Origin of the sequence: Hydrotalea sp. (assembly GCA_030054115.1) — a bacterium.
Lineage (GTDB): Bacteria > Pseudomonadota > Alphaproteobacteria > JASGCL01 > JASGCL01 > JASGCL01.
The window spans coordinates 16,902-30,276 of the sequence record JASGCL010000017.1 but is presented as its reverse complement, the minus strand read 5'-3'; the positions used below and the strand labels follow the sequence as shown (position 1 = coordinate 30,276).

Sequence of the window (13,375 nt, the reverse complement as noted above, 5' to 3'; positions counted from 1 at the left end):
TATTGCTGAACGCAATATCGCTCGCAACGATTTCGAGAATGACGGACGGTGGGGTGTTAAAAAAACGGCGGAGCGTTAAAAATTGATACCCAAACCCGCGCCGATGAAGAGGGCGAGTGGGCCGGCTTTGCTGGTGTAAGTTATCGCGCCGGATGTTGTGGTGCCGCTAACCGAACCCTCGCTACCGAAATAACGCACGTCCAACAATCCGTGGATATATTTAACATTGATGTCGAAATGGAGCAGGTTGTTGTCATATTCCAACGCAACCTGTGGCACCAACACAAAACCCGCGTCGTCCTTGGCCGAACCGCCAGCCGAATCGGCCGATGGGGCTGGGGCGTTACAGGTGGTGCCATTCCATGTGTAACCCTGAGCCGCCTTAACATCGCAGGCCGCTGTGTCCTGAGCAAGTTTCGCCGCCGCCGCCGCTTGCGCTGCCGCTTGCGCCGCCGCCGTTACCCTTGCCTCAACCGCCGCCGCCGCCGCTTCACCAGTTGCACCTCCACCAAACCGCGTTACATAATCCGCCCGCGATTCAAATATGCTGACGGAGGTAATAGCGGTTGTATTCGGAGGGTTATTCCTATTCAATTGGGCAAGGGCGTTGGTTCTGTCGGTATTGCTGGTCACGCCAGTTAATTGACGCCACAAGCCATAGGAGACGGTGCCGTTTTGATATTCAAAATAAACAACTTCATTATTTATACTATCCACAGCATTGTTATCGTCAGAAAAATTATAACCTGTGCCACTGTTGGGTGCAGAGGGAAATCCTTGGGCACTGATAACACATTGTCCAACCGCGAGATTAACCGGAGAACTGCCGCCAATAGAATCTGCACAAAAAACGGTGGCGTCGTTTATTGCATAAACCGCACCCCCCGCCACTTTCACACCGGCCTTGACTTGCGCGCCGCTGGCCGACAGGTTTTTTGCCCAGCTGACATCGGACAGGCTGAAACCAACCCCCAACCCAACGCGCAAACCCCAATTGTCGGCGGAATCCAATTTAAACCGATAACTGGGCGTAATGGTCATTACGTGGTATGGCGCGTCGTAATTATATTCCATGCCCGCATTTGTGCCGGTGCCACCGCCCGACCATTTATGATTAAAACCCAAATAATCGGCGGACAGGCCAAATCCGCTTTTGCTGGTCCAACCAAGAGATACGCCGTAACCAACCCCGCCCGTGGATTTGGATTTATTATCGCCCGGATTTGACCCGCCGGTTTTTGACCAATCGCCGGCGAAGCTGTAAACATAACCGACATCGGCCTTTAACATTAATTTCCCCGCGACCGCGTTCGCAAGCAGGGGGCCGTTCGCACCCGTGCCGTTACCGACATTTGCTTTATTGCCAGCATTTTGGGCATTGGCGTGGGTGGTGAAAACCGCGCTGGATAGCGTGAGGGCAATTAACAGCGTGGCCGTTATTTTGGTGGATAATTTATTTTTCATGATGTTTGATTGTTAAAAATTGATACCCAAACCCGCGCCGATGAAGAGGGCGAGGGGGCCGGCTTTCGAGGTGTAAGTTATTGCGCCGCTTGAGGCTGAGCCACTAACCGCACCCTCACTACCGAAATAACGCACGTCCAACAGCCCGTGAATATATTTAACATTGATGTCGAAATGGAGCAGGTTGTTGTCATATTCCAAAGCAACCTGTGGCGCCAGCACAAAACCGGCATCGTCCTTCGCCGAACCGCCGGCCGATGGCCCCGCCGCATCCACTGCCGCCGCCGCCGCTTCACCATTGGCATAGGTGCCAGCCGCCACACCATTATAACTGGCGCAATGGTCGGCTCGGGCATCACAACGCGCCACATATTGTTCGCGGGTTTCAAGCGTCGGCACGCTGTGCGAGGTAGAATTGCTAAACTTGCTTCTAGTGGTTACATTTGGCGCAAATAAAGCATCTTCGCTGTTGTTAAATAACAACCGCCACACACCGTAGGACAGGAAATCCGCGTTGGCTATCCCAAGGTAGGGATCTGACACTGCCAACAATCCGGCAATTGATTTATCGGTTAACCCCGATGCAACCGACGCAGGAAGCCCCAGCCTAAAACATTGCAAAGGGTCACCACCAAGACCATCGTAGGAGGGACCGCCCAAGCTGTCAGAATAAGTCCAACCTGCAGTTGCTGTGCCGCCCACACAACCAGTCGCACCAGTGGCCGCTGTAGGATTAGTCTGTTGGGGGGTGAAAACAGCCCCGCCCGCCACTTTCGTGCCGTTGCTTTGCGCGTTACCGACCGCCGTTTTATTTGCCCAATTTACATCGGACAGGCTGAAACCAACCCCCAACCCAACCCGCAAACCCCAATTGTCGGCGGAATCCAATTTAAACCGATAACTGGGCGTAATGGTCATTACATGATACGGTGCGTCGTAATTATATTCCATGCCCGCATTGGTGCCGGTGCCACCGCCCGACCATTTATGGTTGAACCCCAAATAATCGGCCGACAGGCCGAATCCGCTTTTACTCGTCCAACCAAGAGATACGCCGTAACCGACACCGCCGGTCGCGGCCGATTTATTGTCGCCGTTTTTGGGTGCATCGGCATTGCCAGTTTTTGACCAATCGCCGGCGAAGCTGTAAACATAACCGACATCGGCCTTTAACAATAATTTTCCCGCCACCGCATTGGCAAGCAATGGGCCGTTTGCACCCGTGCCTGAATTGGACGATTTCGCGGTTTGCGCATTGGCAAGGTTGGCGTGGGTTGCGCCCGTCAAGATGGTGGTCAGCAATAAAACCGATGTATTTAACAGGTTGTTTTTCATATATTTTTTTATGGTTTTAATCTTTCCCGATATCATCGTTATAAAAATAGAAAATTCGCTTAATGCTATTTCTAGTTGCTTTTTTACCAGTGTCTCCCCGCCCTGTCAATATCATCCTATAATTTCATTTATAGAATTTTCTCTTTAAAGGAGTTTTTTGTAACAAAGCGGTTTTTTTTGGCTTTTACCGGCGGAGTAACAAATTAAAATTGCTTGCGTGGGGTGGTGATGCGTATGACGTTGATGATGCCGGCGAGAATGCCCAAAAACCCAAGAATAATCGTCAGCCACGGCCGCGTGCCCAACCATTTATCCAGTCCCCAGCCAAAACCAACCCCGACCGCCAGGGTGACAAACATCTCCAACGCCATGGTAACGCCGTAACCGTAGCTATCCGCGCCGCTATCGGTTTCGTTGATTTCATTGTTTTTTTTGGCCAAGCGGCGGGGCAATTGGTGGGCATCGACCGATTTTTTAAGCCGGCCCAAACGTTCGGTCAATAATTCCGATTCACGTTGCGATTCGCGGGCGGATTTGGCCATGGAGTCGGCCGCGTCGTCTAAATATCGGTTTTTTTCTTTATTTTTTGTCATTTTTGTTTGCTGTATTTTTCTATTTTTTGCCCAATTCGCCGATGCACCATTATAAACCATAGTGGCCGGCTTGTCATAATTATATATTGACGCCCATTTAATGAACTTAAAAGCAGAATATATTAGAAAAATATTGGAAAAAAGTTTTTTTTATGATGCTTCCCGTCATTTTTTGCATACTTATTGCAAGCAATAGTTTCTATTTTAAGATTGTTATTATTTTATTTGCTATTTTTAATAAATAAAATACTTGGACATTCAATAAAAAACTGTTAGAATAACAACAAGATACGAAGAACGAATTCTATTCGGGAATCGTTTTATCTTGTTATTCATGAGAAAGGGGACATAATCATGAAAAAGAAGAAGCTTTTGGTATTGACCATTCTGGTGGCAACAGGGTTCTGCATTTCGTTTAGCACAGGCCTTGCCGCGACTAAAAAAATAAAACCCGTTAAGAAAAAAAATAGCTCATTGTTGTTCGCAAGCAATGGAGCGGCGCAATCAGCGTTGTTTTATAATTCCGGTACGGGCAGTAAGGGACCGCTGTTGGCGAATAAAGTTGCTGGAAAATTGATGCTTAAGGCTGATTTGGGAGGTGTTTACATCTTTGGTGGTAAATGGACAAAATCCGGTAGCATGCTTTCTATAAACGACGGTGATAATCAATCATCGGGCGCGAACGCAATCGGTTATGGCGCAAGCTTAGGTTGGACAAGTAAAATCAATTTTGGCCTATCGGCAGATTACTTGGGTTTTGAGCATAAATGGATTGGTGCAGGTGCAGGGCAGAACGGTGCAAGTAATTATAATTATGATGTCAAACATAATATTATAACATTTGTGCCAAGTTATAGAATCAGGCTCGATTCGTCCGACCGTTGGGGTTTGCGCCTGGGGCTTGGGTTGGGATTCGATATTTCGGATATGAAATGGGCAAAAAATCTTACCAGCGGCGGCACGCAAGCCAATGGTTTGAAAGTCGCTGGTGGGGCGATTTATCGTCCAGTTGATATTAATGTTGATAATAAATTTAATACTAACAGCTGTATTGTCACAGCTATCAGTGATTCAGAGGGGCATGATTTTAGCAATGGTCATCCTAATTCATTAAGCGCAAGCGTTAGCGGTTTATGGGTCAGCCCTGGGGACTGTAGTGCGCCCGCTACCGATGCAGATATTGTTAGTTATTTAGAACAAAGCGGCGCACCATTTGAAAATGCTAGCGGCGCCAGCCCTGCCGCTATCGAGTATTTTTCTGGCACGGTGGCCTACAACGTTTGGAAGCAAATTCTTGCTGTTGATAATAATGCAACGGGGGCGAGGGCTTTACGTAATGCGATGAGCTTTCAATCTGGCGCAGGGGGCGCAGGGGGCGCGATGGGTTCTGTTGGCGGAAATGGCAGTGGGGTTATTGCGCCAGTCACAATAAATGATTTAATTTGGAGCGAGTTAAGTTATGCCACGCAAAGTGCCCTTAAAGCGACAGGCCTGGTTACAAATAATATAACAATTGTTTACGCCAACGCCACGTCATCGGGTGACGGCGCAACAAATAATAGACTTGGTTTTATTATTGCGCCGCAAGCCTCGGTTGAATTTGATAATGGCATGCTTCACGCCGACATTAATATAAAATATTTACATGAATTATTAGATGTCAATTATTTTGGCAGTGAGGGATCGGTTGATGCCACGGAATCCTCGGGCGCGATAACTTATACCAATAAAGCGGGGCCGCTCGCCCTGTTTATTGGCGCAGGCATTGGTATTAACTTTTAGGCAAACAAATAGGTAAGTAAAAAAAAATCGAAACAAGCTTCTTCGTTTTGAAGAAAGTAGACAGGGGGGCATCATGTCTATCAATTTTAATAATCCAGCGAGTCTTAACCTCTCGCTATTGGAAAACAACCCGGCTGGTCAGGGTATTGGCAGTTTTGTCGCCAATGACACCTCGGGCGGGTTGGTAACCTATAGTTTATCGGGTGCGTCTGCTGGATTTTTTTCGATTGATAACAATGGCGTGCTCCTTCCTGTCCGCTCCTTTAACTATGAACAGCCGGCTGATAACGGCGGCGATAATATATATGATGTGGTGATAACCGCGCGCGGCACAAGCGGCGCGGTGTCGGAAGCCTTGGCGGTGCGGGTGCTTAACACCAGCGAACCGCCGGTGTTTGCCTCGCCCAATATTGTTGCGGTGCCAAAAAATAGCACCGGCGATTTTTATCAAATTTTAACCAACAATATCAACCAAGCCGACGCCATTGTGGGTTATCAATTACGCGGGCCGGACGCCGCGTTGTTCACGCTGGATTCGGCGACTGGTAATATCTCGTTCCTTGCCACACCCAATTACAATGTTAATGGTGATAATAATTACAGCATTGTCGCGGTGGTTAATGCCAGCGGCCCGAATGGCACCTACGCCACCAGTCAAGCGGTGCAGGTCAATGTTGTTAACGAAACGCCGGCGGTGTTTGCATCGGCCAGTAACGCGGTTAATCTAACCGCCGACAACAGCAACGCATTTTACCAACTCAGCAATGTTATCGACAAGCCGACAGCTGTAAATAGCTATCAAATACTCAGCGGCAAGGATGAAAATTTATTCTGGATAGATGGTGATGGGGCGATTTACGCTAAGAATGGTTTTGATTACGATACTGACCGCCATCATTACAGCATCGTCGTCGCCGTAACCACCGGTCCGAATAATTTTGTCGCCAGTCAATTGGTGACCATCGAATTACAACCATCAACCGCACAGCCCGGCTTTGCAGAATATCAAAACGACGTAACGACCTATCAAAACAGCAATATCATCACCACCGTCGAGGCGGCGGGGGCGGGGGTATATAGCTATCGGTTGTTTTGGGGCGACCTGGATTTTATCAGCATCGACAGTGCCAGCGGCCAATTGTCATTTATTAGTAACAGCAAAGAACATTACGCGGTGTGGGTGGAGGCGAGCAATAACCTTGGCCAACAATATTATCAATTTGTGAATATCGATGTTGTGCCGGGCAACGCGCCGACCACGCCGGCCTATCGTATTGGCTTCAGCGCGGGGGATTCGGGTGGCACGCTGGAAATCAGCGAAAACAATGTGTTTGGTTTGCCGGTGGGTAATTATAATGTGACAGACAATACCGCCAACGGCATTGATTACAGCATTATCGGCGGCGACCAATTGGATTTTGCCATCGACAGCAATGGGCAATTAATATTTAATGAGGTTGCCTATTACAAAACCAAAAACAATTACAGCGTCGTGGTGGTCGCCACCGGCCATGATAACAATGGCGCGATACACCAGATTTCTCAAGCGGTGCATTTGATTATTGACCAGGTGGGCGGCGCCAATGGTTCATCGGGCGGTGGTGCCAATGGCGCGGTGGGGTCATCGCCGGTTTGGACACCGATTACTGGCCGGCAATATGTTTTGGAAAACACAGTTGGCACCGGGGTTTTCCTCAATGCCGTCGACCCCGCTGGTATTTATAATGTTAGCTATTCCTTAAGCGATAATCGTTTTTCGATTAACGACGATGGCGAGGTGATGTTTGTCAACGCGCCCAATTATGAAAATACCTTGCAACCGAAACTATTTACCCTGGTGGCGACCGCCTTTGACATGAATGGTGGCGCGGCCGCGACATCGGTCAGCACGGTGATTGAGGTATTAAACACCAACGACAGCCAACCGCAAATTTATGACGATAGCCATCTGCTTATCAATGGCGTTACCGACAATTATATTTTTGCCGCCAACCAACCGATAGATTGGTCGCTGAGCTTTAGCGCCAGCGACCCCGATGGCGGGCTGGTGGCTTTTTCCTTAAGCGACAATGTCAATTTTAGCCTCGACAATGGCAATGTGACCTACATCGGCCCACAAAATGGCACGGCGCAACATTACACGGTGCAACTTATCGCGACCTCGCTTTATCAACCGAACGCCGGCGGGGTTGACGCCGGCAATGTGGCCAGCATCACGCAAATTATCGATATCGTTGGCAACCCCACACCAACGCCAAATATCCCCGGGTTTGTCGGCGGCAATGGTGGCGGCTTGGGCGGCAACGGCGCGGTGTTGGCCAGCATTGATGAAAACAACGCGCCAAACATTGTGGTGGGGAACTTCCTTGCCACCGACGCCGGCGGCGTGGCAATTTCTTACAGCGTCGATGGTGCGAATTTTTCCATCGACCAAAATGGCCTGCTGTATTTTCAATCGGCGAGCGATTATGAAGCGACCAAATTTTATTCGGCGGTTATCACGGCCAGCGTCGATGGCAACAGCATCAGCCAATCATTCGTCCTTGATATTTTAAACACCAACGACAACGCCCCCGCATTATCGGGCGCGGCGATTGGCGCGGTGTTTGAAAACAACGCCGCCGGCATCGCCCTTGGGTTATACCAAGCAAGCGACGCCGACGGCGGTGCGATTTCCTACAGCGTCGACAATGGCAATTTTTCCATCGACCAAAACGGCTTGCTGTATTTTAATTCGGCGGCCGATTATGAAGCGACAAAATTTTATTCGGTTATAGTTACTGCGACATCACAAAACCAACCAGATAATGGCAACGCCAGTAATGTTGTTACCAAATTGGTGGTGGTCAATGTGTTAAACGCCAACGACAACAATATCCAATTAGTGGGTGCCGCGCCGGCAAGTTTTGCCATCAACCCCAACAATACGGCCGGCCTGGCACTTGGTAATTACAGCGCACTCGACGCGGATGGTGGGTCGGTGCTTTACCAAATCAACGACTATGTTAATTTTTCCATCGACCAACAGGGCGAATTGTATTTTGCTAAGGTTGCGCGTTACAGCACGCAATCAAGCTACAGCGTGATGGTAACGGCGATAAGCCTGGGCCAACCAATTGTTGGCAATGGTAATAATTATGCCAGCGAATTGGTGGTGGTCAATGTCAACAAACCTTATTTTGCCTACGCGGTGAGCGAGGTTGATTACAGCCTGCCGAATCACAATCCGCTCTACAGCTATTTGGGCAGTGCGGCCTTGAGCGATAGCGAAGGCAATGTCGTCCTTTATTCGGTGAGCAACATCGATTTTTCGGTCGAGACCACGGGGGCGGTTTATTTCAACCACTCGGCCGATTACGCCACGAAGAATCTTTATTCGGCGGTGGTTACGGCCTATACCAACAATGGTTTGGCGGCGAGCGAAATTATCGTCGTCAATATCATTGCGCCAACCAATGATTACGCGCCACAATTTACCATGGGGCCGGTGAATTTATCGGTGTTAGAAAATTATCAACAGATGACGGTGGCGCAATACCAAGCCACCGATATCGACGGCGGCACGGTGTCCTTGAGTTTAAGCGCGAACAATCACTTCTCGCTCGACAGCAATGGCAACCTGATATTGTTCAGCCGTTTTGATTATGAAAAAATCCAAACCTATTCGCTGGTGCTTAATGCCCATGCAAATAATCAACCGGCCGGCGGCGTGGCCAGCAACGACACCAGCCTGTTGGTCACCATCAGCATCGGCAACATGGATGACAACAACCTGGTGTTTGCCACTGGCGTGGCATTCTCCTCGATTCAAGAGGGCCAAGCCCCCGGTATTGCCGTCGCGCAATATAGCGCCTACGACCCCGATGGCGGCGGCATTTCCTACAGCATTGTTGAGGCGACCAATAGCTTCAGCATCGACGAAAATGGCATGGTGTATTTTAAAGCCACCGCCAACGCCAGTGTGCAAAGCCTTTATCTTTATTCGGTGGTTGCGCGTTCAATCAACCAACCGGCGATTAGCTACAGCATCATAACCGATGTGGTGGGCCAACCGGGCGCCTTGACCATCGGCAGCAACCCGAATCCGGATACCTATCAATTTTACCTGTCGAGCAATGTGCTTTATGAAAATGCCAGCAACGGCGCGGCCGGTTACGCCAATATATTTGATTCACAGCCGGGCGATATTTCCTATTGGGTTGGCGCGGGCAGTAATTTTATCATCAACCAATATGGTGATTTGTTTAATATCAGTGCCTACGATTACGAATCGGCGAGCAATGCGACGCTGGTGGTCTATGGTCAATCAACCGGCCGTGGTTACCCCATCAGCCAATTGGTGGTGGTGTCGATTATCAATGTTAACGACAATGCGCCACAATTTGTCAGCGCAACCACCAGCCTGAGCGTTTTGGAAAACACCTCGGGGGTTAGCCTGGCCGCTTACAACGGGTTCGACGCCGATGGCGGCGGTGTTGTTTACAGCGTCAGCGACAGCCATTTCAGCATCGACAGCAATGGCACGCTTTACCTAACCAGCAGGTTCGATTACGAAACCAACCATGTTTATTCGCTGGTGGTAACCGCCACCAGCCTCGGCCAACCGGCCACCGGCAATGCCAGCAACGCGGTAAGCAATTTGGTGGTGGTGAGCATCGGCAATGTTAATGATAACGCGGTGCAATTCACCAGCGGTCAAGCATTATTGTCGCTGACCGAAAACAATGCGGCCGGTCAATCGCTCGGGGTTTATCAAGCAACCGACCTTGACGGCGGGGCGATAACCTACGGCCTCAGCAACGCGACCTACTTCAGCCTCGACAGCAACAATGTTTTGCATTTCAATTCGGTTGCCAATTACGACCTGACCAAGTTTTATTCGGTGGTGATAACCGCCGGTTCAACCAACCAACCAGCAACCGGCAACGCCAGCAATGTCGTGAGCCAATTGGTGGTGGTTGATGTTTTAAAAGAAATTGCCAACAACCACACGCCGAGTTTCACCACGCGAAATGTTCAGGTTACCAGCGTGCTCGAGGACTCGCCCGCTGGCATTATCCTCGGCCAGTTCCAAGCGACCGACCTTGATGGTGGGAATATTTCCTACAGCATTGGCTCTTTTAATTTCCTATCGATTTACCCGACCTTTAGCATCGACCAAAACGGCGTGGTTTACCTGACCAACAGCCCATCCTTTGACCAGGTGGTGGGGAATAATCTCTATACCGCCCATAATTATGGTTATTATAATTACACGGTGGTGGCGACATCTTACAACCAACCGGCCGGCGGTAGCGCGAACAATGTCCTGTCGGTGGTGGAGCATTTACAACTTATCAATATCAATGACGAGGTTCCCTATTTCTACAATTGGGCAACCGGTGCCAATGAAAATGCGACCACGATATTTAGCATCGACCAAGGCAACAACCCAAGCCTTATGCTTGGCACATTTTACGCGGCCGACCCGGATGGTGGTGGCCTGCCGATTTACAGCATTAGCAACCCCACCGATTTCAGTATTCAAACCGGTTATTACGGCGGTTACGGCGTGGCTGTGCGGCTTAATTCGACCACCAATTATGATGCGCAAAATCTTTATTCGCTGGTTATCACCGCGCAATCGACTTACCAACCACTTGTTGGCAATGCCAATAACTATACCAGCAAATTGTTGGTGGTCAATGTCTTGAACACGCCGGTAAATAACCATGCGCCGGTGTTTGTTGCCGCGCCGGTTGCGGTGTCGATGGCCGATAACAATGCCAGCGGCGTTTCCATCGCGAATTTTTCGGCCTACGACGCTGATAATGTTGGCGGCATATCCTATTTCTTGAGCGACAACGCCAATTTTAGCATCGACCAACATGGCGTGGTGTATTTTGAAAGCGTCGCCAATTACGATGTGCAAAGCCACTATACCCTGGTGGTTTATGCCCATTCGACAAATCAACCAGTGGCGGGCAGTGCCAGCAACGATGTCAGCCAAACGCTGGTGTTGGATATTCAAGCCCCATGGAAAAATAACAATGCGCCAATTTTTGTCTCGCCGCCATCAACGTTAGCGGTGCATGAAAACATCGCCAGCACGCAGGCTGTTTATAGCTTCGGCGTGGCCGACGCCGATGGCGCGCGCGATGGCAATGGCAATATTATCCCGGTTACTTTTTCTTACAGCATCGATGACACCACGCATTTCAGCATCGACCAAGGCGGCGCTATCTATGCCAAAAATGTCGATTATGAAACCAGCCATTTTTACACCCTGTTGGTTACCGCCATGGCGCAAAATCAATCGCTCCGCGGTAATGCCAGCAATTATGTCAGCACCAGCGTGGTTATCAGCATCATCAATGACAATGACAATGCGCCGGTGTTTGCCGTCAGCGCGACCCGCACCACCGCCTATTACGATGTCTCCCTGACCTCGGTTGCGGCCTATTCAGCGGTCGATGCTGATGGCGGCGCGATTTCCTATAGCGTTAATGACGCCGCCAATTTTTCCATCACCAACAATGGCCAATTAAATTATGTCGGCCCTGGTTTCAACGGCGCGCCGGCACATTATTCGGTTATCGTTACGGCGCAATCATTCAACCAACCATCCAGCGGTGGCGCGGGCAATGTTGTCAGCGTCCTTGAAGTGTTGGATGTTGTCGACCCAATCCAATCCCATTATATTCCACAATTTAATGGCCTGACCAATGGTTATACCTACACCGGGCGCATCAGCGAACATAATGTTACCCCCTTGGCGATTGCGACCTTCACCGCGACCGACGCGGCGGGTGCACCGATTAGCTATTACCTGACCAACAACCCCAATAATGATTACAGCATTTCGCAAGATGGCAAATTGTATCTGTTGGTTAGCACCAACGCCGCAAGCCCCAGTGGCAATTCCATCAATGGCCTGCGTATTAACGCCACGACCATCGACCAATCGCGCGGTGGCACCGGCGGCAATGTTACATCATTTGTTAATTACAATTTAAATATCAGCCCGATTAACGACCCCAGCGATGTGCCAACCTTCACCGAAGCCTCCTACAGCTACGCCATCGACCAAAACAACAATGGCCCACTGACCTTGGGTCATATCGTGGCGAAACCAGTGGCCTATATGCCGGTGGCCAACAACGTGCATTACACCCTTAATGACACGGCAAATTTTGCCTTAACCTATTACAGCATCGATGGTTCGATGGATCTGCGGTTCATCGGCAATGCCAACCATGCCACCACGCCCTATTACAGCTTAATAATCACCGCGACCAGCGCGAACCCCGCGCCATATAATCAAACCACGCAATTGGTGGTGCTGGCGGTCAGCAGTGTTTCGACGCCGCCCAACCATAACCTGACATTCAATTCCAATGTTAATAGCTTTGAAGTTAGCGAGGCCAACACGACCAATGTTTATATTGGTAACCTTGGGGCCACCGACCCCGACCTGGTCGGTGTGGTGAATGGCATTTCCTACAGCATCAGCGGTGCCGACAGCGCATTATTCAGCCTTAATAAATATACCGGCGATTTAACCTTCACCGGCCAGGCCAATTATTTAAACCAAACCAGTTATTCGATTTTGGTAACGGCGAGCACAACCAATTACCAGCCAGATGCCATCAGCGAATTGGTGGTGGTGCATGTCGACCAATTTATCGGCAATGTGGTCGGCAATAATGTCGCGGCCAATTTTGACGGCATGCAGGGCACCAATGGCGTGGATAGCTTCACCGTCTATTACAGCACCGGCAACCAACCATGGACGGGGTTTTTGGCGGGCAACACCGGCATCGTGCTTTACAATTACAACCCCAATTTCGACCATATCACGCTTAACAGTTTCGCCACCAACACTGGGATTAGTGGCGGCCCGGGCGGCATCAACAGCGCGCAAGCTTTTGATGACGCCTATGGCAATGATATTTCGCTCTTAAACGGCGATATCAATGTTCTCTTGGGTAATGGCATTCAGTTGTACATTACCCGGGCGAATGACAGCAACGGGAATCCACAAGACTTCATGAGCCCGACCACTGGTCTTGCCAATGGTCATATTAGTTTCAATGACTTTTTGCAATTGATTGGCGGGTCGCGCCACATAGATTTTGTGGGGTAACGTTGTTGTGTTTCCTCTCCAACCCAAAGTGGGGGTGTCGTGATTGAAAAATCATGGCGCCCCCATGAGGGAACTC

5 protein-coding genes are annotated in these 13,375 nt (G+C 49.7%); 2 read left to right on the top strand and 3 right to left on the bottom strand.

Going from position 1 to position 13,375, the window contains the following annotated elements; genetic code table 11:
- Positions 1–75 precede the first annotated feature (75 nt).
- From QM529_04630 to QM529_04620, 3 genes are all read right to left on the bottom strand, one after another.
- Positions 76–1,464, bottom strand: a complete 1,389-nt coding sequence (locus tag QM529_04630) for a hypothetical protein (protein ID MDI9313943.1) — start codon at positions 1,462–1,464, stop codon at positions 76–78.
- Positions 1,465–1,476: 12 nt separating this feature from the next.
- On the bottom strand, positions 1,477–2,799 hold the full coding sequence (locus QM529_04625; GenBank protein MDI9313942.1) for a hypothetical protein: 1,323 nt from the start codon (positions 2,797–2,799) through the stop codon (positions 1,477–1,479).
- Positions 2,800–3,002: 203 nt separating this feature from the next.
- The gene (locus QM529_04620; GenBank protein MDI9313941.1) at positions 3,003–3,392 is read right to left on the bottom strand and encodes an AtpZ/AtpI family protein; all 390 of its coding nucleotides are present in this window, start codon (positions 3,390–3,392) and stop codon (positions 3,003–3,005) included.
- A 354-nt stretch (positions 3,393–3,746) separates the two neighbouring features.
- Here QM529_04620 and QM529_04615 point away from each other — a divergent pair, with 354 nt between their 5' ends.
- Positions 3,747–5,174 carry a hypothetical protein gene (locus tag QM529_04615; GenBank protein ID MDI9313940.1) on the top strand — a complete coding sequence of 476 codons (1,428 nt, stop codon included), beginning with the start codon at positions 3,747–3,749 and terminating at the stop codon, positions 5,172–5,174.
- A 73-nt stretch (positions 5,175–5,247) separates the two neighbouring features.
- Positions 5,248–13,299: a cadherin repeat domain-containing protein gene (locus QM529_04610; GenBank protein MDI9313939.1), complete on the top strand. Its 8,052-nt coding sequence runs from the start codon at positions 5,248–5,250 to the stop codon at positions 13,297–13,299.
- Positions 13,300–13,375 lie beyond the last annotated feature (76 nt).